Origin of the sequence: Cohnella sp. AR92 (assembly GCF_003990975.1) — a bacterium.
GTDB lineage: Bacteria > Bacillota > Bacilli > Paenibacillales > Paenibacillaceae > Cohnella.
Genome location: NZ_RZJR01000017.1, coordinates 1 through 26,293, shown reverse-complemented (window position 1 = coordinate 26,293; position 26,293 = coordinate 1). Strand labels below are relative to the sequence as shown.

19 protein-coding genes and 1 tRNA gene are annotated in these 26,293 nt (G+C 57.7%); 6 read left to right on the top strand and 14 right to left on the bottom strand.

The window, feature by feature from the left end; genetic code table 11:
• Entirely contained in the window at positions 1–1,479 is a 1,479-nt protein-coding gene (locus ELR57_RS23765) for a response regulator (RefSeq protein WP_126961835.1), read from the bottom strand.
• On the bottom strand, positions 1,472–3,256 hold the full coding sequence (locus tag ELR57_RS23760) for a sensor histidine kinase (RefSeq protein ID WP_126961695.1): 1,785 nt from the start codon (positions 3,254–3,256) through the stop codon (positions 1,472–1,474). Before ELR57_RS23760 ends, ELR57_RS23765 begins: the two co-directional genes overlap by 8 nt.
• Before the next feature lie 280 nt (positions 3,257–3,536).
• Here ELR57_RS23760 and ELR57_RS23755 point away from each other — a divergent pair, with 280 nt between their 5' ends.
• Positions 3,537–5,036, top strand: coding sequence for a hypothetical protein (locus ELR57_RS23755; protein WP_126961693.1), 1,500 nt, complete (start codon positions 3,537–3,539; stop codon positions 5,034–5,036).
• The gene (locus tag ELR57_RS23750; protein WP_126961691.1) at positions 5,033–6,976 is read left to right on the top strand and encodes a TOMM precursor leader peptide-binding protein; all 1,944 of its coding nucleotides are present in this window, start codon (positions 5,033–5,035) and stop codon (positions 6,974–6,976) included. The genes ELR57_RS23755 and ELR57_RS23750 overlap by 4 nt, the downstream gene beginning before the upstream one ends.
• Before the next feature lie 93 nt (positions 6,977–7,069).
• Here the strand turns inward: ELR57_RS23750 and ELR57_RS23745 are convergent, their stop codons facing one another.
• From ELR57_RS23745 to ELR57_RS23710, 8 genes are all read right to left on the bottom strand, one after another.
• Positions 7,070–7,201: a sporulation protein YjcZ gene (locus ELR57_RS23745; RefSeq protein WP_126961689.1), complete on the bottom strand. Its 132-nt coding sequence runs from the start codon at positions 7,199–7,201 to the stop codon at positions 7,070–7,072.
• Positions 7,202–7,474: 273 nt separating this feature from the next.
• Positions 7,475–9,295: a multicopper oxidase domain-containing protein gene (locus tag ELR57_RS23740; RefSeq protein ID WP_126961687.1), complete on the bottom strand. Its 1,821-nt coding sequence runs from the start codon at positions 9,293–9,295 to the stop codon at positions 7,475–7,477.
• Between the two features lie 62 nt (positions 9,296–9,357).
• Positions 9,358–10,584 (bottom strand): stalk domain-containing protein, encoded by a 1,227-nt coding sequence (locus tag ELR57_RS23735; RefSeq protein ID WP_126961685.1) that lies wholly within the window; start codon positions 10,582–10,584, stop codon positions 9,358–9,360.
• Between the two features lie 144 nt (positions 10,585–10,728).
• Positions 10,729–12,819 carry an ATP-binding protein gene (locus ELR57_RS23730; protein ID WP_126961683.1) on the bottom strand — a complete coding sequence of 697 codons (2,091 nt, stop codon included), beginning with the start codon at positions 12,817–12,819 and terminating at the stop codon, positions 10,729–10,731.
• A 209-nt stretch (positions 12,820–13,028) separates the two neighbouring features.
• Positions 13,029–13,116 (bottom strand) — tRNA-Leu (locus ELR57_RS23725).
• 136 nt (positions 13,117–13,252) lie between these two features.
• Complete coding sequence (locus tag ELR57_RS23720; protein WP_126961681.1) at positions 13,253–13,465, bottom strand: hypothetical protein; 213 nt, start codon at positions 13,463–13,465, stop codon at positions 13,253–13,255.
• 89 nt (positions 13,466–13,554) lie between these two features.
• Positions 13,555–13,884: a hypothetical protein gene (locus tag ELR57_RS23715; protein WP_126961679.1), complete on the bottom strand. Its 330-nt coding sequence runs from the start codon at positions 13,882–13,884 to the stop codon at positions 13,555–13,557.
• 114 nt (positions 13,885–13,998) lie between these two features.
• Entirely contained in the window at positions 13,999–14,568 is a 570-nt protein-coding gene (locus tag ELR57_RS23710; protein ID WP_126961677.1) for a xanthine phosphoribosyltransferase, read from the bottom strand.
• A 417-nt stretch (positions 14,569–14,985) separates the two neighbouring features.
• On the opposite strand from ELR57_RS23710, the gene ELR57_RS23705 reads away from it, so the two are divergent.
• On the top strand, positions 14,986–15,780 hold the full coding sequence (locus ELR57_RS23705) for a hypothetical protein (RefSeq protein WP_126961675.1): 795 nt from the start codon (positions 14,986–14,988) through the stop codon (positions 15,778–15,780).
• Between the two features lie 14 nt (positions 15,781–15,794).
• Here the strand turns inward: ELR57_RS23705 and ELR57_RS23700 are convergent, their stop codons facing one another.
• The gene (locus ELR57_RS23700) at positions 15,795–17,099 is read right to left on the bottom strand and encodes an ArsB/NhaD family transporter (protein WP_126961673.1); all 1,305 of its coding nucleotides are present in this window, start codon (positions 17,097–17,099) and stop codon (positions 15,795–15,797) included.
• Between the two features lie 301 nt (positions 17,100–17,400).
• On the opposite strand from ELR57_RS23700, the gene ELR57_RS23695 reads away from it, so the two are divergent.
• Positions 17,401–18,462: a YkvI family membrane protein gene (locus ELR57_RS23695; RefSeq protein ID WP_126961671.1), complete on the top strand. Its 1,062-nt coding sequence runs from the start codon at positions 17,401–17,403 to the stop codon at positions 18,460–18,462.
• Here the strand turns inward: ELR57_RS23695 and ELR57_RS23690 are convergent.
• The 3 genes from ELR57_RS23690 to ELR57_RS23680 are packed head-to-tail and all read right to left on the bottom strand — an operon-like array spanning position 18,407 to position 24,318.
• Positions 18,407–21,814, bottom strand: coding sequence for an AAA family ATPase (locus ELR57_RS23690; RefSeq protein WP_126961669.1), 3,408 nt, complete (start codon positions 21,812–21,814; stop codon positions 18,407–18,409). The two genes, ELR57_RS23695 and ELR57_RS23690, sit on opposite strands and share 56 nt — an antisense overlap.
• A gap of 41 nt (positions 21,815–21,855) precedes the next feature.
• Positions 21,856–23,133 (bottom strand): metallophosphoesterase family protein, encoded by a 1,278-nt coding sequence (locus ELR57_RS23685; RefSeq protein ID WP_126961667.1) that lies wholly within the window; start codon positions 23,131–23,133, stop codon positions 21,856–21,858.
• Positions 23,134–24,318 (bottom strand): glycosyltransferase family 4 protein, encoded by a 1,185-nt coding sequence (locus tag ELR57_RS23680; RefSeq protein ID WP_126961665.1) that lies wholly within the window; start codon positions 24,316–24,318, stop codon positions 23,134–23,136.
• A gap of 90 nt (positions 24,319–24,408) precedes the next feature.
• On the opposite strand from ELR57_RS23680, the gene ELR57_RS23675 reads away from it, so the two are divergent.
• Positions 24,409–25,575 carry a GGDEF domain-containing protein gene (locus tag ELR57_RS23675; protein WP_126961663.1) on the top strand — a complete coding sequence of 389 codons (1,167 nt, stop codon included), beginning with the start codon at positions 24,409–24,411 and terminating at the stop codon, positions 25,573–25,575.
• 529 nt (positions 25,576–26,104) lie between these two features.
• On the top strand, positions 26,105–26,293 hold a 189-nt coding region (locus ELR57_RS23670; RefSeq protein ID WP_148125561.1), incomplete at its 3' end, for a transposase.

Genomic DNA, 26,293 nt, shown 5'->3' with positions numbered 1-26,293 from the left:
TTAGGAGGGTCTCCCTTGCTGCCGGAACTGCCCGGGCGTCACGCCCGCATATTTCTTGAACACTTCCGAGAAATGCCGCGCGTGCTGGTACCCGACCTTCTCGCTGATCTCCTGGATCGATTCTCCGGCCCCCAGCAGCAGCTTCGCTTTCTCCATTCGAACTTGGGTTAAATATTTGATATAGGAAATGTCCATCTCTTCTTTGAAAAGCAGGCTGAAGTACGTGGCATTCATCTGAACGTGATCCGCGACTTCCTGCTGGGTCAGGTCCCTGCCGTAGTTCTTGCCGATGTACCGGAGCGCTTTCTCGATCGCCGCATGCTTCGAACGATGGCGGACGCCGAGAATCCAATCCATGATCGTCTCCATCTCCTTGCGCAGCCAATCGGCCATCTCGCCGGGCGTATGCAGGTTGCGGATCTCGAGCTGCGGCCAATACCCGGCAGGGTAGATATCCGACGGATTGCCCCCGGTCTCCTTGGCGACGTCGAGCCCGTGCGTCAGAATCTTCAGCAGCTCGACCTCCGCCGCTTCGGGCGTCAGCTTCGCCCCCCGGAACTCCTCGAGATAGCGGTCCAGCTTCTCCATCAGCCCGTCCTTATCGCCGATCCGAAGGTCGAACAGCATCGCTTCCTCCCATTCGGGAAGAAGCGGACTTTCCGCATGGCTCTCTCCCAGGTCCTCGAATCGAACCCAGCCCTTTCCTTCGAGGAATTTGCCGTAACGAAGCGCTCTCTGGGCTTCTTTATAGCTCTTCGGCGCTTCCGCAACGGAAGAATACGTACGGCCGGAGCCGATCAGCTCTTGCGTCCAAGCGGCGAGCGGACTTGTCCACTCTTCCGAAGAGGGGCGGAAGTGGAATACGACTCCGATGGATTCGCCGCCGCGACTGACCCGAACGAGTCGATACTCCTCGCTGTCCGGCACAACCGGCGCTTCGTTTTTGCTGACCAGGACGGTTACGCCTTCGACTTTTGCCGCGTCCGGGCCGAAGGATTCGGCCCACTCCTCCGCTGCCGACGGCCCGCCCTCCAGAAGCTGAAGCACGGATTTCTCCAGGAGGCCCTGCTGCCATTTGCGCTTCAGGGAAGAATAGTCGTTCAGCTCCTCGATCCGGGCGACCGCCTTCGAGATCCCTTCCCGAATCTTCTCGATATTGACCGGCTTCTCCAGGTAATCGACGACGCCCAGCTTGATGGCGCTCCTCACGTATTCGAATTCGTTGTACCCGCTGAACACGATGCACATCGTGTCCGGAGCTTCCGCGCGGATCGTCTCGATCAGCGTCAAGCCGTCCATGCCCGGCATGCGAATGTCCGTCAGGATGATGTCCGGCTTCATCTCCCGGAACAGCCGCAGCGCCGACAGGCCGTCCGCGGCCGTGCCCGCCAGCTCGATTCCGTATTCCGGCCAATCGATCAGCTTCTCCAGCCCTCTCAGCACGATATACTCGTCGTCGAACACGAGCGCCTTAAGCATGATGCTCACCTCCGTTATCTCCATGCGGGAACCGAAGCGTTATTCGGGTTCCTTCCCCCGGTTTGCTCTCGATGGAGAAAGAACTCGCGGGTCCGTAATACAACGCCAACCGTTCTTTGACGTTGCGAATTCCATAGCCTTGCTCCGTTCGGCGAATATCCTCCATGCCGACGCCGTCGTCCTCTACCGTGAAGACGAGATCGTTCCCTTCCTTGCGTCCGGCAAGCCGGATCGTCCCCCTGCCGACCTTCGGCTCCAGCCCGTGGTAGATCGAGTTCTCGACTAACGGCTGCAGCAGGAGCTTCATGATCTCGTGGCCCATGATGTCCGGCTCGACGTCCGCGATATATTCGAAGCGATTGTCGTACCGCAGATTCTGAATGATCAAGTAGTGCTCGATATGCTTCAATTCCTTGAAGACGGGAATCGTCTCCCTGCCCTTGTTCAAGCTCAGCTTGAAGCTCTCCGACAAGGAAAGCGCCATCTGCGCGATATCGTGCTTCTCTTCCAGAAGCGACATCCAGTAGATCGAGTCCAGCGTGTTGTATAGAAAATGCGGCTTGATCTGAGCCTGGAGGCTGCGCAACTCCGCTTCGCGTTCCTTCAACTGCGACTGAAGAAGCTTCTCTCCAAGCTGCTGGTATTCCGTTGTCACCCGCTTGAACGTCTCGCCGATCACCCCGACCTCGTCCGCGACGAAGGCCGTCTCGTGGCTGTCGCCTGCCGGATGCCCTTTCGCCCAATCCACGATCATCTTCTTGACTTGCAGCAGCGGACGGGTGATCGATCCGGAGACGACATAAGCCAAGAACAGCGCGATCACGGCCATGAAGGCGGCTATCAGCATGGTGAACGTCCGGATGCGGTCCGACTGCTTCAGAAGCGTCTGTCTTTTGACATAGTGAACGAAGTCCCACCCGCTGGTCGCATTCGAATATTCGCTGTACAGATAGCCCGAGTCTTGGAGAGCGGCCAGCGGATCCGGCGACACCCGTCCGATCCCGGCGCCAGCGGTCAGCTCGGGATGGTGGTCGTAAATTATAAGCGGCGAAGAGCGGTTCGTATCAAGGACGAGGAAGCCGCTGTCCTCGCCTTCGTTGACCGTCTGGCTGAATATCGTCTTGCGGATGTTGATCACGAGAAAACCGATGTTCTCGCCGCTCAGCCAGTTGGGATCGCGAAGCACCTTAACGCTGGAGAACGAATCGCCGGACGGATCCTCCTCCAGCACGTTGTAGCCGAAGAACACTTCCTTGCCCTTGGCGTCCAGGCTTTGCCGGTACCAGTCCGTACCCGCGATGAGCCCGCGCGTGACCTCCGAGCCGTATGGCCCCGCCAGCTCCGAACGGCCATAGCAGGAGGATCGGAATTGACGGTCGAACACGCAGATCGATTGGATATATTGCGTATCGAAGAGGTTCGTCACGACGATGTTCTGAAGGCGGTTGGCGGTCGTCACGTCGATGACGTCCGTCGCCGAATCGTCCGCCTCTCCGCTCTTGTAGAGCTGCTGCCTCAGCTCGTCGCTGGACAGGATAATGCGGTTCATATCGATGATATTCTTGAACAGAAGGTCGGCCATCTCGCTCGATGTCTTGAGGTGCCCTTGAATCGTCTGAATGTGGTTCTCCACCAGCGTATCCTTGGCGATATGAATGGAGACGTAACCGAGGACGAACAACGGCGGCAGGGAAACCAAGATCATGGCGGTCAGAAAACGGCTGCGGATTCTCTGCGATCGGATGGTCCTTAGCCAAGACCCTATCCTCTTTATCATGGGAATCGTCCTTTGGCATGCGAATAGGCGGAAGACAGAAAATCCCCGGCCAACCGAAACGCCTAATCGGAGGCCAGGGTCATAGGAAGGCGAATAAATACACCCTTTTATTGTAACCAACCTGATCCCTTTTAGGAAATCCGCATTTTTCGGATCGAACTCCGTATTTTTATGTCGAGCTTGCTCCCCGCATAAACGAAGACCTCCGATCATAAAAGGAAGTATCCGTTAGCCGGCCGGCGTTCCAGCCGTGAAGCCGGCGAGGAAGGAGGACTGCGCCATGGGAGCAAGCGAATGCGAGGGGGCCGATTCGGAGACGGGTGGGTTGTCCGTTCTCGTTGTCGGATCGGGACCGCTTCTGGCGGCATTGGAAAAGGAGCTGCGAGGATTGGGAGATGGGATCGAGGTTAAGAGCGTCGGGATCGTCTCATCTCCAGGAGATACTTATGCCGCTTGGGGTCCTTTTATAGAGGAAGCCGATTGGGTGCTGTTCGGCTCCGGGGAGGAGCACGGGAGCGAGCTCCGCGCCCTGGAGAAGGCTTGCCGACAAGCGCGCAAGCCGCTGCTTCCCGCCGTCATCGCGCGGGGCAAAGGCGTGGCCGGCCCGCTCTCCGGCCCGGATTCCGAGCGGAGCTGGGATGCAGCTTGGAGACGCCTGCGTCCATCCGCATTAGGAGACGGCGAGCCGGCCCGCATCGATCCCGTTTCTGTCGCCATGCTAGCTAATCTAGCCATTACGGAATGGGCCAAAGAACGTTCTCAGCCCGGCTCGTCCCTGCTCGGAGACCGAATCTACCTGCTCGATCTGAGGACGGTCGAAGGCGCCTTCCATTCCTTTCTGCCTCATCCGTTATCCCCGGACCGGCTGCCCTCCCCGCGGCGGTTCGAGCGAGAGGACTGCCTGCCGGGAACCGTCGAACCCGGTGAATCCGGTAAGCCTGACGAGCGCGACGGCTTGGCGGTGCTCAGCCAGTTGACCTCTCCCGTTGCCGGCATCCTGCACTTCTGGGAAGAGGGAGATTTAAAGCAGCTTCCCCTCGCTCAATGCCGGGCTCAAGCGGCGGATCCTCGGTCAACCGACGGCGCTTCCCTTCTGCCGGAGGCGATAGGCGCGGGGCTTACGCATCGGGAGGCCCGCTTGGAAGCCGGCCTTGCCGGGATCGAAGCTTACGCGAGCCGTTTGGCGGGGACGGCGCACGGGCTCTGGGTCGGCGCCGGCTTCAGCATGCCGGAAGCGTTGAACCGGGCGCTGCGCCATGGCTTGGAGCGGTACGCCGGTCTAGCCGGCATCGGAACACTAGCAGAGCTTCGAGTCAGAACAATCGGAACGATCGAGGACGTCTTCTGCCGATATGGCCTGCAAGCGCTCGCCATCGAGGAGGGGGCTTCTCCCCTTGTCGCGGCAGGAGAAGAATGCATCGGATTCCCGACCATGTGGGTTCAAGCCGGGGGCCGCTGGTACGGCGGCGCCGGTCCGAATCGGACGCTGGCTCTGCGTTCGGCGATTCGACAAGCCCTCTTGCGCGAGGATAGGCGCCTGTCGGGTCCTGCAGCGGCGTCGGAACGCGGGTTTCGAATCGTGGAGGCTCTTGATGGCGCTCCTCCGCTTCCCATTCCGCCGACGGAGGAGATGAATTCCTTCCGGCTGTGGGAGCATTCCTTGAATACGATGAGAGCGAACGGACATCGGCTGTCGATTTACGACTTGGCCGCCGAACCCTTCCTGAAGGAACGTTTCGCGGGGGTGCTCGGCCTGCTGATGGAGGAGGTCTCGGAATGAGCAGGATTGCGATCGTAGGAGAAGGACAGTTGGCGGATCGCGTAGCCGATCTTCTGGAAGAACACGGCCCCCTAACCCGTCTAGTCGGCTTGGAAGCTGGCGTTCCGGTTGAAGCGGAGCTGATTCTGGCGCTTCGCGACGATTGGAATCCCGATGAGGCGGAAGCCGTTGAACGACGGCTGCGGAATGCGGGTTCGTCTTGGCTCGGCGCTTATGTCTCCTTCGACGAGGGCATCATCGGGCCGTTCGTAGACCCTAAGAAGCCGGGATGCTCCGAATGCGCCAATGCCAGGCGGCTTATCGGAGGACATGACTTCCGCGGCAATCTGGAACCGTTGATGAGCCTTGTCACGCAAGGCTTCGTTCCGCGGGATCCCGGAATATCGGACCGCGCCGTCGTCCAGATGAGCTTAATCGTCGCGAGAGAAGCTTTGTCCGTGCTGAACGGAGGTTCAACGCGCACCGTCAACGGAATCTACGTTCTCGATCTCAAGTCGCTGGAGTGCTCGCTTCATCCTTTTCTGCCGAATCCCCTCTGTCCTTATTGCGGCCGTACGCCGCCCGATACCTCCGAAGCGGCTCGAATCGAGCTGAAGCCAAGTCCTAAAGAAGACGCCGAATCGAATCGCGCCCGCAAGCTCACCCGCTCGGTCGGCGAGGCGTTGATCAAGCGTTATGTAGACAAGCGCACGGGACTGCTGCGGGAGATGTGGACGGAGGAGGAGCCGCCATTCGCCATGGTCGGCGTTACTCAGCATACCCCGCTCGGCGCCGAACACTCGGGAGGGCGCGGCCATTCTTACTTGCGATGCGGCTTTACCGCTGTTCTGGAAGGGCTGGAACGGTATTGCGGCATGACGGCACGAGCCAAACGGATCTCCGTCACCGGAAGCTACCGCGAGCTGGCCGATCGGGCGCTCGATCCCAGGTCCGTAGGGTTGTACGATAAAGATCGTTACGATTCCCCCGATTTCGAATTTGTGCCTTTCGATGACGACCTCGTTTTGAATTGGGTATGGGGATATTCCCTCGTGCGTAATGCCCCGGTACTGGTACCGGAATCGCTCGCTTATTACAACCCCAGCGACGCGACTCGATTCGTGTCCGAAGGCTCCAACGGCTGCGCCTTGGGGGGAAGCCTGGAAGAAGCCATTTTGCATGGAATCCTAGAAGTTACGGAACGCGATTCCTTCCTCATGGCCTGGCATGCCCGTCTCCCCCTGCCGCGGCTCGATCCGGACTCCGCCCGCGATCGCGAGCTGTCTCACATGATTAACCGCCTGCGCGAGTTAGAAGGTTACGAAGTTCTGCTTTACAACTCGACCTTGGAGAACCGAATTCCGAGCCTGATCGCGATTCTGAAGAACGCGAAGCAGTCGGGAGCCAACCTGATCTGCGCGGCCGGGGCCGATCTGGACCCGGTAAGAGCCGCCAAATCCGCCGTACTCGAAGCGGCCGGCCATATTCGATTCCTAAGCGCCAGGCTTGAGCAAGACCGGGAGGACATCGAACCGATGTTGACGGACCCTGAGCGAGTCGTTCAGATGGAAGACCACCCTTTGCTCTACAGCCTCCCCCAAGCGGAAGATCGGCTTGCGTTCCTGCTGGATTCGTCCCGGAAGCCGCGGAGATTCGATGAGGAATTCGAACCGGTTGTCCGAAGCGCCGATTTGACGGAGGATTTGGAGCGGCTTCTAGGCGTCTTCCGCGAGCTTGGATTGGATGTCGTCGCGGTCGATCAGACGGCCCCGGAGCTGACGGACGAAGGGCTGTTCGTCGTCAAGACGATCATTCCCGGGATGCTCCCGATGACGTTCGGCCATTCGTTCCGGCGCAGAGTTGGCTTGGAGCGGTTATTCCGGATCCCGATGGAGCTCGGCTACTCGGACCGTTCGTTAACCGTCGATCGATTGAACCCGCATCCCCATCCTTTTTTCTGACGGAAAAGGCTAAAAAATAAAGAAGCTGCCGTCCGATAAACAGACGGCAGCTTCTCGCCATGAAGGCAGCTTTGGGTTCAGGCAGCGCCGATCTTAATAGATCGCGAAGCCCGCGCGAAGAATGATGACCAGGAGAATGAACAGAACCAGCGCGAACGCTGCCGTTCCCAAACCGCCGTAGCCAGCGCAGCTACCAACGCCAACTCCTCCAACTGGGTATCCCATACCTATCACCACCTGTCCGTCAAAGATCGGATTGTTCGCGACGTCTGCAACGGAAGAGAAAGAATGTCTGCGTGAGCACGGCTGCGACTCAGGCTTTGTCGAATGCGGCGATATTGAAGGCAAGGAATTCAGGGGAGGATGTTCCCCCATTCCTAGGTTTAAGGTATGGCCGGGAGATCGAAACGGTATGTTCGATTGCCTATTGACTCGTGAAATTCGTTTATAATTGTCCGTGCATTCAGAAGAAGAGCTCCGGAGGCAGGCATCCTTATGCTATTCGACAGTGACGCTTCCCTGCATCGACGGGTGAACGGCGCAATAATAGGTGTAGGATCCGATTTCGTTAAACGCGAAGCTCCAGCTGCCGGAAGCCAAGATGGTTTTGCTGTCGAAATGATCGTTCAGATCCGTGACCGTATGAGCGACATCGTCTTGATTGACCCAAGTCACCGTCGTTCCCGCCTTAATCGTCAACTCTTTAACAGAGAAGGTCGAAGAGTCAATGTTGACGGTGACCGCCTCCCCCTTAACGGTCGCGCCGCTCCCCCCTGTCGTTTCGCTCGGCGCATCCGATTCGCCGTGGCCTTCATGCGATGGAGAAGATGACGCTGCCGGTTCGGTCCCAACGGCTGCCATCTCCGGGTCGGCGACAGTGGACGGAGATGGCTTCAGCATCGGCAGCGTGACCGTCCACTCTCCGGAAGAACCCTTATCAAGCTTCGCGCCCATATAAGATATCGCCATCCGCATCGGAATAAGAACCGATCCTTTCATGGCAATCGGCGGCGCGGACAGGTTCACGGAATTGCCATTGTATACGGCTTGCTTCTGCCCAGCCATTAGCTTCAACTCATTTGCTTTCATCGTAAGGACAACAGCGCCGGTACCTGCTTCGACGCTCATCTTCATTTGCGCAGCCTCCAGCAGCGGCCGAAGGGGGACGTACAGCTGTCCGTTCTGAATGAGCGGAGCATTCGCCCATTCCTGGCGTCTTCCATTCACCCAGGCTTCTTGCTTCCCTGCCGTGAGCTTAATGGAAACATCGCTCAACGCCGGCAGCACCTTCATCATCGTATGCATCCCGCCGGGGTACTCACCGTTGTTCGTATTGTCCGTAATGTTGTGGCTATGGATCGGATAATCGCCTACTTGATAGAGCTTCATCAGAATATCGTATCGTTCGCCGGGCCCGATCTGGATCGTATCCTTCTCGATCGGGCTCGGCAGCGGCCTGCCGTCGGTGGCGATAATTTGGACATGCTGCCCGTGAAAGTGGATGTTGTGCGATTCGTAACCCGAGTTAAGCAGCCGGACGAGAATCGTATCGCCTACCCGCCCTTCGATCATGCTCGCAGGGTCGTTCTCCGTATCGGGAAACGACTTGCCGTTGATCGTCCAATACCTCGGGTGGTAATCGGTTCGGTCATAGGCAGCTCCATCTTCCACCGCTTGATGCCAAACCGGGTCGATCTCGTTCAACTGAAGCAAATACGCTTTGTCATATCTCGGTCCGCCCGTCCAGGCTTCCGGGAGCCCGCCTTTCGCTTTGACGATGAACGCCCCGTGCATTCCCATCTGCATATGCTCGATCGTATCGACGTGGCAATGATAGAAATAAGTTCCCGCGTGCGCAGCTACGAAACGATAGGTAAAGCTTTCTCCAACTAAGATCGCATGCGAGGTATGAGGAACTCCATCGTTCTCTTGATCGGTGTCCAACCCGTGGAAATGGATCGTATGCGCGACCTTCTTCGCCCCTTCCAGCTTCGGTCCGATGTTCGTTAACGTAACCTCTACGACATCTCCCTCGTTCACGGTAATGGTTGGGGAGGGGAACTCCGCCGAGCCAGGCTCGTTCTTCAAGCTATAACCCCAGATATAGACTTCGTCCTTCCCGTTCGGCAATAGCATCCTGCCATCGGTCGCATACAGATGAATTTGCCTGACCGGAGCCGGGTTCTCGGCAGATTCCGCCTCGGCCGCCCCCCATAATGCAGGCAGCTTCAAGCCGATCACGACCGTTGCGACTAACAATCCCGCCGACGCGATCAGCAATCGGGCCGACCAAACCTTCAGTTCTTCCAACCTTATCATCGAAGTCCCTCCAGGATAAAGAGGGAGGCGACACTCCGCCTCCCCCCGTATGGACCGTAAGTCTATTTGGTTGTAATCGTGAAGGTTTTGGCCGTTTGGTCCCAACTATAAGAATGGCCCAAGAGTTGGGCGACCGAGTCGGCCGCAACATAAGCGGTTCCGTTCTTGAAATACGGAGCGGCATCGCTGCCGGCGACGAGCTTCTTGCCGTTGATCGTAACCTGCTTTTTGCCGTCTACGGCAAATTTGATTCCAAGAGCATTCCCGAGTCCTCTGAGCGGAACGAAGACATGGCCATTCTTGACTACGGTATCTACGACAACGGCTTTGCCATTCACGACCAGCTTCGTGGCGCCTTTGGGAGCGACGACGATTTTGCCGCTGAAGCCCCAGAGATTATCGTCCACCGTATACGTTCCCGGAGCAGTGAACGTAATGCTGCCGCTCGTCTTAAGACCATATAGTTCAGGTCCAATTATACCGGTTGTGGCCATGCCCTTGCCGTCATAGATCGGGTTCGAAGGCTTAGCAACCGCTTCATTCAAGCCATTCTCTGTAAAGAACGGCGTGCCCTTCGGCATATTAATGACGGCCAGGTGAGCTTCCCCGCCCAAATTCGTCCACTCGACGGTGTCCCCGGCGTTAATGTAAAGCTCGCCCGGCAGGAAGGCATTTACCATCACCTGCGAGTTCGATAGGGACGCATTCACTTTGTAGGTCAGAGCCCCTTTGGCATCTTTGGTGTATTGCGGGGTAGTGTAATAGGCAATCCTTTCTTCCGTCAGCTTCATGATTTCATTGAGATATGCCTTCTCATGCGCTGCCTGTTCTACTTTGTTCGGGATTGGCTGGCCTTTGGGGACAACGACGACAACTCCTGTCATCGAGGGATGAATATCACAGTAAAACGAGAAGGCGCCGCTCTTCGTGAAGATAACAGAGAAAGTACCTCCCGGATTCATTTCCTCGGAATTGAGAATGGTGGTACCATCCCACTTCGAACCGCTCGGAGTGACGGGGATCTCATCCTCCGGACGCGGATTTCCCGCTAGAAAAGTGACGATATGCGGGGCGAGCACATCCTTATTCGTGAAGACAACCGTATCGCCTTCATGAATATAAATAGTGCCCGGTTGCATGGAGAACATCTCGGTGTCGTGGTTCATCATCAAACCGACGGATACGTCCCAAGTTTCTGCGGTATCGGTACTATCGGCAGCATAGGCGCCGGACACCCCGACTGTTGCTAAAACTAACGCTAGCAGAATCAGTCTTAATCTTCGTCTCATTTATCGTTTCCTCCCAATTGGAATGATCTATTGCATAATAAATAACATTCACTCTCAGTTTCACTACCATTTCACTCTCAATTCGCTCTTAACGCGAAGAAGGGAACCTCGGCCATCGGGACGATGACCGGGTTCCCTTCTTTGTCAAACAAATGGCAGGCTGGAGAAAGGAAATAACTCCTCCGCCAACCGGCTGAACGCTTTCTTCAAATACCGGTAATAGGTCGACATGGGAAGCCCTAAGCGAGATGCGACATTCTCGTGGGAGCCGATTCGTTCGATGTAAAATAGCCGCAAGATCCGCTCCTGCATTTGTTCCTGACTTTTGCCATCTGTCCATTCTTTGAGAATCTTCGCGATCCGGTTCCCGATGTGGGCCGACAACGCTTCATTCGATTGGTCGTGCCGTCCGTGAATCAGACGGCCTACCGTCTCAAGAAGAGACGACTCTCGGTTCAAACCATGGTAACGTTCCAACATTTGCTTAACCAGTTGAACGCGAGCTTCCGGAAGAATAGTGCTCTGTTCGTTCGAATCGACATTAGGAATCCGATAGAAGTAATCGTCTCTTCTCAGATCGATCCGCGCTGCCTTCCACAGAAGTCCTCCGGGCGATTTGTAATCCGCCCACGATATGCGCTCGAATCCTAGTCGGCAGATCGACTCGACTGGCCCTTCGAGGGGGGTCAGGACCGTTACCCGCTTGCCCGTTATTTGACGCGCTAGAAGGTCCTGTACCGTGGCGGAACTGAACTCCGGTTCGTACTCGCGCTGAACGCCAAGGATCCAAACCAGATAGTCTTTGTCGTCCGGCGGAGTTTCCTTGATATAAGCGGAGTAGACGCAATTCTCCGCAAATAAGGGCCGCGTCTTCTCATGGATCGGCACAAAGGTAAACACTCCGGCAACCTTGTCTTCGCAGTAAACGACTCGAAAGGAAGAAGGCTCCGCTTCCCATAAATCGTCGATAAGGGCAATTTGTTCGGTGTCGTCTGACATGAATGGGGGAAAGCTAAGATAATAGGGATGAAAGAGCTCGGCTAGAATAGACAAGTGCTCTTGGCTCGCAGCCCGAATCTCAAAGTTCGGCCTGTCTCCGGAGAAGTAAAAGCCCTTCATAAAGTCATCGGACAGAAGAAATACCTTCTCAAGCCGAAGCTTCTGCTTGCGTTCCTCATTGCCCGGTGCCGTATTCATCCATCGGCGTTCAATTGCGCCAATAGCCCGCTGCTTGTATCTCGCATGAGTTTCAGGCGAACGTTGCTCCATCTCGGCATTCGTCCACTTGCGAACGGCATTCAGGATACCGTAACCGCCTTGCTGGAACCGCTTGACATAGGGAAGATTGCAGAAATCGTTGAACGTATCCGCAGGGACATCCTCGCCTAGAATCCACTGCAGCATGTCTTGATCGAATCTCCACAGCAGCGAAGCGGCAGAAAGCAACCGTTTAAACGGAGTAGGCATCTTTCCGTCTTGGAACAAGGCGCGATCCATCGAGGCGATAATGGCTTGGGTTTGTCCCCCTTCCAGGAACGAACGCGCCCCGTGCATGATCACCTTTTCACACGCCAGTGACAGAGCTAGAGGAATCCCTCCTGAGAAACTTTCGATCGAATAGCTCATTTCGGGGTCGGCGATGCCGCAAGCGATCGTATACCGTTCGATCTCTCTTCTATTGAACGGATTCAGTCTTATGTTTCGATATACTCCGCACCATTCGGTAGCAGACAGCATGCCTTCGTCCAATGGATATCTTCCCGCCGTACACACTTTGACTCTCACCGTCAACAAAGGCAGCCACTTCTCCCGCAGCCATGGCTCAACCGTTCCCCAGCGATCCATGCTATCCAACAGCAGAACGATTCCTCTGCACCGATCCGCTATTCCATTCAAGAGTTCGGCTTCCGCTTCCCCTATTCGCGACTCATCCGCCGTATCTGTGCGAGAGAATCCTGCCTCCGACAATTGGATTCGAATGGCTTCGATAAAATGAGTCGGATATAAAAAAGAACGGCCATCCACATATAAGATGAGCCGCTCTTGCGCTGTTCGTTGAAAAGCCCGGAGCAGAGCGCTTTTGCCGATGCCGCCCGGACCGTGTATATGTAGGAGACACCAATCGTCATTGATCCCGCACAGTTCTTGCAGCATGACGGCTAGTTCTTTCTCCCGCCCGACAAATCGTTTCTGCTGCAGATCATTCAACACCTGACGAACTATTTTCATCGCCATCTCATCGCTCCCGCTAAGCGAAGCATACTTTCATCCACTAACAAAATAATAATCCCTTTGGAGTTAAAAAGCTGTCGAACGCAACTTACCTCTAAGTTAAAATTATGTTAAAGAAAGCTCGATTGAACAATCCTTGAACAGGATCATGCCGGCTTGCCGCCAATAAAAAAAGAAGCCTTTCACATCAAGGCTTCTCGTGATTACGTGTATGGTGCGGACGAGAGGACTCGAACCTCCACGGGGGGTTAGCCCACTGGAACCTGAATCCAGCGCGTCTGCCAATTCCGCCACGTCCGCATGAGTATTGCACCGTTGCGCTCGTCATCGCCATCGGCTTGTCCGCAGCAGCAACGAGATTTATAATAGCACGCGCCCGTCAGCCAAGTCAAGCCGATATCGGAAGTTCTAATTTTCAGTTAACGGCCGCTTGCCATTAGAGGTTAAATTCCGGTCTCGGCTCGCTAGCCGGCTGCATGAGATACTCGCGGCTGAGCTTCACGACTCTCCTGTTGCGCCTGCGAATCAGCACGCTCTCGTCATCCCAAGCGACGACGATGCCGACGACGTCATTCTGCTGCAGCGCGTCCCGCACGACTCGAACCTGTAACCCTTCGATCCGGAACTTGTCCAATTGTTCTTCCGTCATTCCCTGTCCCTCCTATGGATGGAAAAATCCGCCCCAAGCGCCGTCGAAGGAGCTGAAGCGGATTCCCAATGGCATTGTCTAGCGGATCCTCAACCGACATGCTCTCGCGATTCGTTCGTCTCGTACCAGCAATCCAGCACCTTGCTGGACATGACCCGGCTTCGGACGTATTCGACTTGACGCTCCGTGAAGCTGTTCTCCCAGGAGATTCCGAGCTTGTCGCATACATTAACTATAGTCAGCAGCTCCGACCAAGCTACATATCTCTTATACCAGAAAAATTGCGGATGCTCGATCATGTACGGATACAGATCGTCAAACTCGGTGTGCTTGCAGTCGAGCGCGCGCTCGAAATGGATCTTGGCATCGTTCAGCTGTTCCGAGAAAAATTCGGCCGACAAATTGAGGTTATCTCCCATATCCTGCTCGCCTCCCCTCTGCAACTTTCCCTTATTATAATCGATGATCCCGGAATCGGAAAGCCGCTGGAGCCCATTTTGCAAACGGGATTCGCTTCCAAAAAGCGATCGCGCTTACTCGAAGGTGATCGTCTCTCCTTCGAGCGAAGAGATTCGGACCAGAGTCTCTACTTGGTGTCCAAGCTCTCTTAGCGCTTTGCCGCCGGCTTGGAACGACTTCTCGACCACGATGCCGATTCCGGCGACCGTCGCTCCCGCTTGCTCGACGATTCGAAGCAGCCCTCTGGCCGCATCCCCGTTCGCGATAATATCGTCGATGAACAGCACGGAATCTTCCGCGTTCAGCAAGTGCCTGGAGACGATCAGATCCGTGACGATTCCCTTCGTAAACGAAGGTACGCGCTCCACGTAAGCGTCGGCGTCTCCCAGCAAAGTCTTCTTGCGCCGGGCGAAGACTAGGGGAACGCCCAGCGTAAAGGCCGTGGCGAAAGCGACCGGGATCCCGGAGGATTCCACGGTAATGACTTTCGTTATCTTTCTGCCCTCGAACCTTCTGGCGAATTCCTTGCCCATCTCCATCGTGAGCACGGGGTCGACTCCGTGGTTGAGCAGCGAATCCAGCTTCACCACGCCCGCATTCATGACCGTTGCTTCTTGGAGAATACGCTCCTTCAAGATGTCCATTCCGCTCTCACCGTCCATTCTTAGCCGTATAACGTAACCTTCAAGCTTTAATTAGGTATTCCCATTTATCAACAAAGGCATGATAGCTAGGAATGGCAAGCTTAGGCCACTTTGGTTTTCATTAGATTATAACCCCTTGGTATTTGTTTGCAACAATTATTTGCACAAAGTTCCTATTCGTCTGCTATTTTTTTGCTCTTAAATATTTTCGTAACCCTTATTTGCAGACTGTGGCCGAACGACTCATCCTAACGCCGTTCTTCTGGTACAAAAGAACTTTTTTTTGCTTCTGCGCAAGAGAATCGAAACTTTTGTCGAGTGATAAATGTCATACTAGATAGAGGCATAGATAGAGGCATAGATAGAGGCATAGATAGAGGCATAGATAGAGGCAACCGACAAGGGAGGAATTTCGAGATGAGCAGGAAGATCAAAGCGATGGCCGCCGTCCTTCATGCAAGCCTGTTAGCCGCGCTTCTGAGCGCCTGCAGCCATTCCTCCGGCGACAACGCGAAAGTGCCGGTCGCTTCGCCAGCCAATTCTCCTAAGACGGAACTGGCGATGGGGACAGATGCTCCTCCTTCCGCCTCCCGGCAGCCTGACGGCATTGCCTCGGAAGAAATTCTTTCTCCGCCGCTCCTTTCCCCTTCTCCTGTAGAAGAAGATAAAGACAAGAACGTTGCCCCAACCCAGCCCGCTATTGACGCCCCGAAGAAAAACCGGCCGTCGGAAGGCGATTCCGAAGCTTTGTCTTCCTCGGCGTCCGCAGCTTCGCAGCCTTCGTCAGACGGCGAACAAGCGCCGAAGCCGATCCCCGAGAGCGAGCTGGATACGGAGAATCCTCAGCTGGCCGGAATTCGTCTTGGCGCTTCCGAAGCGGACGTGAAGAAGCGGCTCGGAGCCGTTCGCGCGGAATATGATCTGCCGGATGGCGGAACCGTCATTCACATGAAGGATTATGCCGGAGTCACCGTCGGCTTCTCGGGCAATGGCTATGCGGTGTACATCGAGCTGACCGATAGCGCGGCATCGTCCGGCCTGAAGGGAATCGGGCTCGGCGCGAGCGGCCAGGAAGCCGCGGATGCGTTAGGCTTGCCGCTCGATCCGGACGCTCTTCTTCTCCTGCTCGAAGTGTCGGGCGGCCAATACAAGATCGATCTCGATCCCGACACACGCGAGACGCTCTCCGTGAAGCTGATCGGCCTGCCTTAACAAGGGAAATCCTTTTAACCAAGGCCCAGCTTCGTCTGCAACCAAAGCGCCCCTAGCGAGAGCAGCAGAACCGGAACGGCAAGTACCGCGCCTACCTTCATATATTGCCCCCACGAGACCTGAATCCCGTCTCTTCTCAGCAGCCCGATCCACAGCAGCGTCGCCAGAGAACCGATCGGCGTCAGCTTCGCTCCTATCGTTAAGCCCAACAAGCCCGCGAACGGCAGCAAACCCTCTCCGCCAATTTGCGTAATCGATAAAGAGGAAATCAGCACCGCCGGAAGATTGTTCAGGATCGCGGCCAGAAGCGACACGAGGATGCCCGTTCCGAAGATGGCGGAGGCCGGCCCTTCCGCGGCCAACGGCTCCAGCAGCTCCGGGAACCAATCGGTCGCCCCGTGCAGATGGAGGCTGTAGACGACCAGATTCATGGCGAACGCGAATACCACGATTAGCCACGGCGTCCGCAGCGCGATGCGCTTGGAATCTACGCCTCTGCGCAAGCCGGCGACGATCCAGAGCATGGCCGCTCCTCCGCAAGCGATGACCGAGACCGGGATGCCAAGCCTGCTCGCGGTTAAATACCCGGCAAGGATCAAGGCAAGGACAAGCCAAGAGATTCGGAACAGCCAGCGGTCCGCGATCGCGCTCATCGGCACCGGGAAGGCGTTAGCGTCGGTAACCGCTTCGCTTCCCTGCTCCTTGCGCAGCGACTTGCGGAACGCAACGAACAGAACGGCGATGGTCGACAGCGCCGCCGTCAAGCCCGGGAACAGCATATGGCGGGCATAGTCCCCGAAGGAGATTCCGAAGTAATCGGCGGTCAGAATGTTCGTCAGATTGCTGACGAGCAGCGTCGCGCTAGCCGTGTCCGCCATCAGCCCGACCGCGAGCAGGAAAGCCAATCGTCCGCGGAGACTCATGCCAAGCAGCGCGGTCGCTTCCAGCACGATCGGCGTCATGATCAGGATCGTTCCATCGTTATTGAAGAAGGTCGAGACGAGGCAAGACAGTCCGGCGAAGCCAAGAAGCAGCAGCATCGGCCGATGGCGGAATCTCCGGACGATATGAAGCGCCGCCCAGCGGAAGAACCCGATGTCGTCGAGCACCGCCGTCAGAACCATAATGCCGATAAGCGAGAGCGTCGCGTTCCAGATCAGCTGCCAGATGTACGACGCGTCCCCCAGGCCCAGGTTCCCGAGCGTAAGCAGAAGGAGCGCCGCGGGAACGGCGAATACCGCTTCATGCCATTGCCGCGGCTTGCGAATGATCAAGAATAAGGTGGCGAAAAAGATCGTCAACGAGCTGGTTAAGGCCATTTTGCGTTAGCTCCAATATGCGAGGATTGAAAGATAGAAAAAGGAACTCGAATGTTGCGGGCAGTAGCCTCGTTCGGCGCGTTCGGCGACGCCTGCGGGCCTGTAACCCGATTTCGTCGGGTTGCAGCCTCGTTCGGAGCATTCGGCGAGCATGTAACCCGATTTCGTCGGATTAGGGCTTCGTTCGGCGCGTTCCCAAGCTCGCTCCCCCCCTCTCCGCCCCCTCTCTGTCATGCCCGTCCATTTTCGCTCATAGAATCAGAGAAGGACAAGGACTCGGGTGGCATGGGAGGTACCTCGGATGAAGCGTTGGGGGCTCAGCTTGCAGGTCGCATTCACATTTATCGGGACGGTCGTCGGCGCGGGCTTCGCCACCGGCCGCGAGGTCATGCAATTTTTTACCCGGTTCGGCCATTGGGGCGCCCCGATGATTCTCGCATCGACCGTCCTGTTTATCTGGCTCGGCTCCAAAATGATGCAGATCGCCGCCGAGATCAAAGCCAAGTCCTACGAAGACATGAACAAGCATCTGTTCGGCGATCGAGCCGGTCAATGGGTCAGCCATCTCATGCTGATCATCATGATGGGAGTGAACTCGGTCATGCTGGCCGGGGCCGGGTCGGTCTTCTCCGAGCATCTGAACCTCGGCTATCAGACCGGCCTTCTGGTCACGATGTTCGCCTGCTTCTTCCTTCTGCGCAAAGGAATGTCCGCGATTCTGACCATCAACTCGATCGTCGTTCCTCTCATGCTGATTTTTACGACGACTCTCGTCATTCATGCCTTAAACGGCCCAAGCTCCGATCGATGGCTGACTTTGACGACCGATCATTCCCCGTGGGCGGCCTGGATGTCGCCTTTGCTTTACGCCGCTTTCAACCTGTCCATGGCGCAGGCCGTTCTCGTTCCGCTCGGGCATTCCATCTCCGACCCGGTCGTTCTTCGCAGAGGAGCCTGGCTGGGAGGCATCGGCATCGGCGCCATGCTGCTGGCCGGGCACCTCACGTTGTCCTCCAGAATGCCGGGCGTGCTCCAATACGACATCCCGATGGGCGGCATCGCGCGCGAGGTCGGCCCTTGGATTCATTGGATCTTCGTGCTCCTGATCTTCCTGGAGATCTTCACCACGCTCGTGGCCGATATCTACGGGCTTACGCTGCAGATGCAGGAGAGAATCCGCGTGGACAAAATGTGGCTGACGTTAGCGGTGCTGCTTATCTGCTATGCGGCGGGCCAATTCGGGTTCGGCACTCTTCTGACGACCCTGTATCCGATGTTCGGCATGCTCAGCCTGGGCTGGCTTCTTCTTATGGGGAAGGATAACCGGCTTCGGCCAAGGCCGCCTTCCACTCCTTCATCCTGACGAGCGCCGCATCCGGCACTCCGCGGGCGATAATCTCGGCCGTGCGCTCATGACAGGTGAACAGAATGATCTGTCTCTCGGCGCTTACCTCCGCCAAGACGGACGCCGCATGGCGCAGACGAGTCTCGTCGAAGTGGACGAACAAGTCGTCCAGGAGCAGTGGCAGCTCCTGCTCGGGCGACGTCGCCTCGGCCAAAGCGAAGCGGAGCGCGAGGTACAGCTGCTCTCTCGTCCCCCTGCTCAAGAAGGAACTGTCGACCGCCCGCCGGTCTTTCGTCTCGGCCAGCAGCACGGGGGAATCCCCCGGAGCTATGATGCGCGCATACGCCCCTGCCGTCAGAATCGAGAAGTAGCGCGACGCCTTGTGCAGAACATGCGGCTGCTTGTCCTCCTCGAATACCGTCTTCGTGCGCCGAATGAGCTCGCCGCAGATCGCCAGCACGGCGTACCTCTCGGCGAGCCGGTCGATCTCGGCATTGCATTCCTCGATCGCCAGCACGCGATCGTCGGTCTCCGCCTCCGCCCGCAGCCGTTCCAAGTGCTGCAGGAGTCGCCCGCGCCGCTCCAGAAGCTCGGAGCGGCGCTGCTCTTGCTCGCGCAGAGCTTGCCGCGCCTGCGCGAGCTCCACCGCCAGCGCGGCCTCGTCGGCCCGCGCCAGCGTTGCTTGCAGCTCGGCGAGGCCGGACGCATCGCGGCCGGCGGCGAGCCGAAGCTCCGCCTCGCGGCGTTCGCGCCGGATCGCGCGCCGCCGCTCGTCCACGCGAAGCCGCCGCTCATAGGCGGCTTCGTCCGCGTCTCCGGCGGCTTCCCATGCCGCGCGGATCGCCGCCTCCGACGCTTCGGCCGCCTCGCGCGCCGCTTCGCTCGCCGCGAGCGCCCGCCTTAGCCGCTCGTCCAACCGGCTCGCCTCGGCCGCGATCTCCCGCTGGCGCAGCGCCTCCGCGTGCAGAAGCTTCACCGCGAGCAGCGGATCGCCGCTAGCCGCGGGAGGAGGCGGGCATGCCGCGAACAGCTCGGCGGCCGACGCCTCGAATGCCGATACGCCGCCTAGCAATTGGGCGGCTCGCTCCTGCATTCGCGCGCGCTGCCGATACGCCTGGAGCGCTTGTTCCGCTAATTGGAACAGCTCCGGCAGCAGCTCGGGAGGGAGCCCTTGGCCAAGCTTCCGTTCGTCCAGCCAAGCCAGCCAGCCCGCCCTCTTCCGCTCATATCGGAATTGGGCTTCGGCCTTCTCCTGTTCCAAGCGTTCGCGCTCTCTCGCTATTCCAGCCCTCTTGCGTTCCCGCTCACTCGAAGCCTCCCGCTCACGGGCCTCCTGCTCGAACCGCCCCAAACGTTCTTGAACCGCCGTCCGCAGGCGCTGCCAGTTAACGTCTTCCACGATTGAACGGGCCGAAGCCGGTCGAGCCATCAGCTTCGCCGCCGCTTCGGACAATCGATGCTCGCAGTCCCGCAGACGCTGACTGGCTTCCGCCAGCCTTCGTTGCCGTTCCGGTTCGCCCGAACCGCCCGCCGTCGGACTTCCCGGCGAGACGGAAGTACCGGAGCCTTGCGGCCAAACGTTAAGCGCGGCGAACGCGGTCAACCCCGCTCCCAGCAAATAATAGCCGAACGCTTCGCCGGCAGGCTTCCCGGAAGCTATCGGCACTGCTATCGCCGCAACCGCGAAAGCGCCGGCAATGGCGCTTAGCCATCGCGGTCCAAAGCGCCCGCGCAACCCATCGGCCGACCGTTTGCCGGACGAACGGCCTCTGCCTCCCGAACGGGACAACCCCGTACCTAAGACAGAATCAGCGTCTTTGCTCCTGCCGTTGCCTATGCCATGCCCCGACTCCGCGTCATTGCTCCTGCCGTTCCCTGCGTCTTGCCCCGACTCCGCGTCACTGCCCGCTCCATGCCCCCACGATGCGATCGCTTCCGCAGCAAGCTTCTCCTCCCAGGAGGCGCGTTCCCAACCGTTTCTCGCATCCTCCAGCTCATTCCAGGCGGCGAGCAATTCTTCCTTCGCCGCAGGAAGAAGAGTCTCCTCGGATGCTTGTCCCTGTCGCCGCTTCCCCGCGGCCTCTTCAAGCTCCCGTTCCTCTTCCTCTTGAATCGCCTGCTGTCGCTCGAGACGGCGAAGCTCGTCCAGCGTCTGCTCCAGCTTGCGCTCCGCTTCCTGCATCGCGGCCAGAAGCTGCCTGGAACGCTCCCGCTCCGGAAGCGAGGCGAACGCCTGCAGATCGGCCTCCTTCCACTCGGAAGACAAACGTCCGAGCATCGACGCGATATTCTCGTCCATCAGCCGAATGTCGGCCGCCAGCTCCGCCCGTTCGTCCCTTCGAGCCGCTACCGATTCCCTTCGGGCCTCCAACGCTTCCAGCTCGGGAAGATGACTCACAAGCTCGTCCTGCCAGCTCAATCCGCGCAGAGCGGCAGCGATGCCCTCTCTTTCCTGCTCGGCCGCGGCAAGCCGTTCCCGATCCTCCGTCCGCCTGGCCAGAAGCGACTCCCACTTGGCTTCGGCGTGCTCCGGCAGCGGCTCCGCTCCCGGATCCGGCAGAGACAACGCCAGATCTTCCTCTTCCAGGCGCAGCGATTCGGTCCGCAGCCACTCTTCTCTGGCGTTCGCGGCGCTTTGTGCCAAGGCCGCTTGGCGCTGCCTCTCGGGCAGTCCGTCTTCAACCGCGCGCAATTCCTTCTCCACTGCCCGAAGCTCCATGACCGCTTCGTTGTAAGGACCTGCGCCCTTCCGGCTGGCCTTGAGGGCCGCCTCCGCTTCCTTCAACTCGGCCAGCAGCTTATTCAGCTCCGGCTGCTCGCCTCTCGGCTTATATAGCTTCTCCATCTCGGCGGTCAGCGACTTGATCGCCGAAGTCAGCGATGCCCCTCCGGCCATGCCCGAATGATAGAGATAGTTGCCTACCTCTTCGCCTTGCAAGGATCGCAGCTCGTGAAGCTCCTCCAGCGTAACCGCGAACAATTGACGGAACATTCTCTCCGATACTCCTCCGAGCCACAGCCGTTCCAGCTCGGCCTGGCCGACCGGCCTCTCGGCTCCGTCCGCATCCCGAAGGACGGCCACCGGACCGCCGCGGCGCGTCGGCACGTCTCCATGCCGTTCGAGGGTATAATCCCGAACGCCGTCCGTGAGCAGCAGACGGCCTCCGTGCCGCCCCCCGTGGATGGGCTCGCCGCGTTCCGCCGGCTGGCCGCGGTTCGCGAAGCCGTACAGCATGCTTCGAATGAAGCGGTGAAGCGTGCTTTTGCCGGCTTCGTTCGGCCCCACGACGACGGTGACCGGAGCGTCCAACAGGACGTTCACCCCGTTCAAGGCGGCGAAGCCGTCAATCTGCAGCTCTTTTATACGCATGTGCGGCTCCCTCCCGTCTTCGCCCGATTATTTTCCGACTTCTATTCTCGCTCCTTTAGCAATAACGCAGCGAGCTCCGAAGCTTGCTCGATGAGCCGGGCTCTCCGCTCCTCGTCCAGCCTCGCAGCCCACTCCCTCAGCCGCGGCTGGCGAAGGGACGGCGCGATCGCCTCCTCTAGCAATCGCCGGCTTCGCAGCTTGTCCATCCCAGCTTCGCTAGCTTGCCGAAGCAATTCGGCGAGAAAACCGTCTCCATCGGAGGAGTCGGTTCCGCTCCTTAACGGCCTTGTCCGAATGTCCAGGCTGTCCAGCCAGACCCAGTGATCCTGCTCCTCCGGCGCTCCGTGCCATTCGCGCACGCTCTCCAGCCACTCGCCGGCGATCGTTCCGCTCTGGAGGCTCTCGTGCAGGCTGCCCGAGCCTTCCAAGCGCAGCCGAAGCACGACCGGGCGTTCTCCGGCTTCCTCCGCCGCGTCCTTCATCGCAAGCTCCAGACGGTTCTTCAACTCCTGCTCGCTCTCGATTCCTTCTATGGACACCGGATACTCCGACCATAGAACATCCGCCGTATCCCGGAACGACAACGAAACGTCTCCGGAATCGGACACGCTGACGATATAAGCCCCTTTGGGGCCGGTCTCCCGGATGCTGCGGCCCTGAATGTTGCCCGGGTAAACGACGTGAGGATATTCGCGCAGCACTCGGCGGCGATGGACATGGCCGAGCGCCCAGTAATCGAACCCTTTGACCGACAGCTCGCCAAGGCGGCAAGGAGCATAATTGTCGTGAGCCGAATCGCCGTCGACGTTCGCATGAAGAACCGCCAGGTGGAACGGGGCTCCCGGAACCGGCTCGAAGCCGGCGGCGAGATTCTCCCTGACCGCCGCCTCCGCGAACGATACTCCATAGACATAAGCGGCGACCTCGCCGTTTCTCGTATAGGCGGGACGATGCTCTACCCGGCGAGATCCGAAGAAGACCACCTGCTCCGGCCAGTCCAGCTTCGCTTGCCAGCCGCTCTCCGGGTCATGGTTGCCGTGCACGATAAACGTCTGGATGCCGTCCTCCGCCAGCTCGGTCAGCAGCTTCTGCATTCTCAGCTGGGCTCTCAGCGAACGATCCGCCGCGTCATAGAGATCGCCGGACAGCACGACAAAATCGACCTTCTCCCGCCTTGCGAGAGCAACAAGCTTCTCGAACGACGCGAAGGTCGATTCCTTCAATCTCTCCCGGACGGCCTTGGGCACGCGGGATAGCCCTCGAAAGGGGCTATCCAGATGAAGATCCGCCGCGTGCAAGAAGGTGAAGGGAACGGCCACTTATTCTTCCTCCTTGCTTTGCTCTTCCTGCTCCCATTCTTCGGACGCCGCCAGCTCGCTCGCGCCCAGATCGAGATACACCTTCTTGAGCTCCGAGATGACGCGGTTCAGGGAATAAGCCTTCTTCGCCTTGTTCGATGCGGCTCTGGCCAGCTCATACCGATAATGGGGATCCTGAATAAGAGTCTCCAGGGCTTCCGCGAGCGCCGCCGGGTTCTCCGGCGGAACCAGCAGCCCGTTCACTCCGTTCTCGATCTGCTCCGGAATGCCGCCGACGTCGGTGCCGACCAGAGACAGCAAGCAGAGAGCGGCTTCCGCGAATACGGAGCCGAACGATTCCGCGCGGGAAGGCAGCACGAAGACGTCGAAGAAAGGCATCAGCTCTTCCGGATGCAACATATACCCGTAGAAAATCGTATTCTCATAGATGCCCAATTGCTGTGCGAGAGTCTCCAGCTCTTCCCGGATCGGGCCGTCTCCGATGATGTGCAGCACGAACTTATGGCCGCTTCGCTGCAGCTCCGCGCATGCCCGAAGCAGAATGTCGATGCCCTTCGCCGGAACAAGCCGGCAGATCGTCACGAGCTGCGTGACTTCGTTCTCGTGGGCGATCGGCTTGAAGCGCCTCTCGTCGTAGCCGTTCGGAATGACTCCCACCGCTTCCGGAACCTGTAAATAGGAAGACAAATAACGGGAGAACGAATGCGACACGGTCAACAGACGATCGACTTTCCTCTCCAGCTCGCCGTAGATCGACCTAAGAAAACGATGCTCCGGCCCGTTCTCTTGGATTTTCCCATTGAGGATCAGTTCCCGTTCGTAGCTCGAGTGGATCGTCATGACGACCGGCGTATCCGGGAAAATCCGCTTCATCGCCAGAGCGGCGATCGGATGGTGAGCGTGGATGATGTCGAACTTATTGCCTTTGAGACGGAGGTTGGTCCACCAGATGTAATCCTTGAGCGTCTGAATATATTTATCGACAATGGCGTTGCCCGCAAAGGGCTGCCAATCGAACGTGTCGAATTCAATCGTGTCCTGGCCTTTGTTGCGAATGCGTTTCGGCAGAGAGAACAGTTCCATCTCCCAGCCAAGCTTGCGGAATCGTTCCCTAATGTAAGGAACCATGGAGGATACGCCTCCAGGTTGCTCCGGGGGGAAGAATAGCGCCTGCAATACGTTCATGGGCGACTCCTCCTATTATCCTACTTTCTAGGAATATCTTAATTATGATATATTAGAACATATGTTTCTGTAAAGAATCGAGGAGGCTCTATGAAGCTCACTACGGACCTGCCCATTACACTAGAACAGCTTCCTTCCTTTACTTCCGGGATCGTCGTTATCCTGCTCGGCTTGATGCTTTTTATGGCCTATCGGCTCTACGTACATAACCGGCGCGGAACGTACCGCAAGCTCATTCTGTCCCTCGGGCTGTGCTTCCTGCAGCAGATGCTCGAATTGGGGCTGGCTCTCAAGATCGTTCCGAGCAACGCCGTGATGAACTTCGCGAGCGACACGCTTTATGTGCTTAGCTTTATCCTGCTTAACTTCTCCATATTTGAACTGTATCACAAAACCAGGCCCCGCACACGCGCATGGTACTATTCTTTGATCGGAATTTGCCTGGCGATCTCGGTCAGCGCGATCTTCACGGGATCGTCGAGCTTCGAGCACATCTGGGAAAAGCAGGAGCTGTTCTCCCCGGTGCTGGACGGCTACATGCTCGCGCTCAGTCCGCTGTTCGCGCTCATGTTCGCTCCGCATATCGGGCAGCCGAGAAGGTACATGATGACGCTCACCGTATCGTTTGCCCTGCAGGTGTTCGTGCTGCTCGGGCATTTCGAGGGGAGCGATACTTCATTTTATGAGACGATGCGCTCGCTTTTGCCAATTGTTTACTATCTCTTGTTCTTTATGCTGTTATTCGAGCGGGTCGTCGAATTGCTCTCCACGGCCTACCGTTCTTCGATCACGGACGGCCTGACGAACTTGTACAACCGGCGTTTCTTCACCGGCCAGATGGAACGGGCGATCCGCTCGGGCAAGCCGGTCGGCGCCATCTTCTGCGACATCGACAACTTCAAGAAGCTGAACGACACGCAGGGGCACCATCAAGCGGACATCGTCCTGAAGCAGGCCGCGCAGATCATGATGGAGGAGACCGACCAGATCGGGCTAGCCGGCCGCTACGGCGGCGAGGAGCTTGTCGCGTTCGTCGACACTACCAAGCTATCGGCGGCCAAGCTCGCGGAGAACATCCGGGCTCGCATCGAGAAGGAGACGATCGTGACCGTGAGCGTCGGCTATTGCCTCGGCTCGAAGGAGTTGTCGGCGGAGAAACTGATGAAGATGGCGGACGAAGCGATGTACCACTCCAAGAAATCCGGCAAAAACCGGGTGACGGACTTCGCCGCACTGGCGCACTCGAGCGCAATATGAGAGAGTTACGAGCCGTTCAGACGGAAGCCCGCCCAGGTAGGCGGCCCGTTTGAACGGTTTTCTTGTTTGGGGACGCTATCTCCCTCCTCTTAAGCCCGTTGGGCGCTCCGGTAGTCGATTTTTTCGACTATCTCCTTCCTCTGCAGCCCGTTTGGCGCTCCGATAGTCGATTTTTTCGACTATCTACCTCCTCTACAGCCCGTTCGGCGCTCCGGTAGTCGATTTATTCGACTATCTCCTTCCTCTGCAGCCCGTTTGGCGCTCCGATAGTCGATTTTTTCGACTATCTCCCTCTCCGTGCGCTACATATGTGAGTTATTGAACTTTGTTCAATAACGCCCCCGTTTCCCCCTCCTTCTTGACCGAGTTATTGAACTTTGTTCAATAACGCCCCCGTTTCCCGCTCCTCTTTGACTGAGTTATTGAACTTTGTTCAATAACGGCACGCCTTCTGGATGTAGTCTAGAAAGTAGACACGCTGTAACAGCGACCTGCTACAATAAAATCACTAAAAAGGTCGAGGTGTGTCATGGGCGATATCCGTCAGCATTTTGATGATGAGTTTAAGCGTCAAACGATTAAACACATGCAAGAGAACGGTAAAACACCAGCTGAAGTTTCTAAAGAGCTGGACATTCCCGTAAGCAGCATTCGTGCATGGAGAAAAAAGTTTGCTAATGCCGGAGAAAAATCGCAGGTGTTTGTTGATTATGAAAAG

Coding starts and splice junctions, on each gene's coding strand:
- ELR57_RS23695 (WP_126961671.1), top strand. CDS start 17,401: ATGAAGCGTTGGGGGCTCAGCTTGCAGGTCGCATTCACATTTATCGGG.
- ELR57_RS23675 (WP_126961663.1), top strand. CDS start 24,409: ATGAAGCTCACTACGGACCTGCCCATTACACTAGAACAGCTTCCTTCC.
- ELR57_RS23765 (WP_126961835.1), bottom strand. CDS start 1,479: ATGCTTAAGGCGCTCGTGTTCGACGACGAGTATATCGTGCTGAGAGGG.
- ELR57_RS23750 (WP_126961691.1), top strand. CDS start 5,033: ATGAGCAGGATTGCGATCGTAGGAGAAGGACAGTTGGCGGATCGCGTA.
- ELR57_RS23755 (WP_126961693.1), top strand. CDS start 3,537: ATGGGAGCAAGCGAATGCGAGGGGGCCGATTCGGAGACGGGTGGGTTG.
- ELR57_RS23735 (WP_126961685.1), bottom strand. CDS start 10,584: ATGAGACGAAGATTAAGACTGATTCTGCTAGCGTTAGTTTTAGCAACA.
- ELR57_RS23760 (WP_126961695.1), bottom strand. CDS start 3,256: ATGATAAAGAGGATAGGGTCTTGGCTAAGGACCATCCGATCGCAGAGA.
- ELR57_RS23715 (WP_126961679.1), bottom strand. CDS start 13,884: ATGGGAGATAACCTCAATTTGTCGGCCGAATTTTTCTCGGAACAGCTG.
- ELR57_RS23705 (WP_126961675.1), top strand. CDS start 14,986: ATGAGCAGGAAGATCAAAGCGATGGCCGCCGTCCTTCATGCAAGCCTG.
- ELR57_RS23740 (WP_126961687.1), bottom strand. CDS start 9,295: ATGATAAGGTTGGAAGAACTGAAGGTTTGGTCGGCCCGATTGCTGATC.
- ELR57_RS23720 (WP_126961681.1), bottom strand. CDS start 13,465: ATGACGGAAGAACAATTGGACAAGTTCCGGATCGAAGGGTTACAGGTT.
- ELR57_RS23690 (WP_126961669.1), bottom strand. CDS start 21,814: ATGCGTATAAAAGAGCTGCAGATTGACGGCTTCGCCGCCTTGAACGGG.
- ELR57_RS23745 (WP_126961689.1), bottom strand. CDS start 7,201: ATGGGATACCCAGTTGGAGGAGTTGGCGTTGGTAGCTGCGCTGGCTAC.
- ELR57_RS23710 (WP_126961677.1), bottom strand. CDS start 14,568: ATGGACATCTTGAAGGAGCGTATTCTCCAAGAAGCAACGGTCATGAAT.
- ELR57_RS23700 (WP_126961673.1), bottom strand. CDS start 17,099: ATGGCCTTAACCAGCTCGTTGACGATCTTTTTCGCCACCTTATTCTTG.
- ELR57_RS23730 (WP_126961683.1), bottom strand. CDS start 12,819: ATGGCGATGAAAATAGTTCGTCAGGTGTTGAATGATCTGCAGCAGAAA.
- ELR57_RS23680 (WP_126961665.1), bottom strand. CDS start 24,318: ATGAACGTATTGCAGGCGCTATTCTTCCCCCCGGAGCAACCTGGAGGC.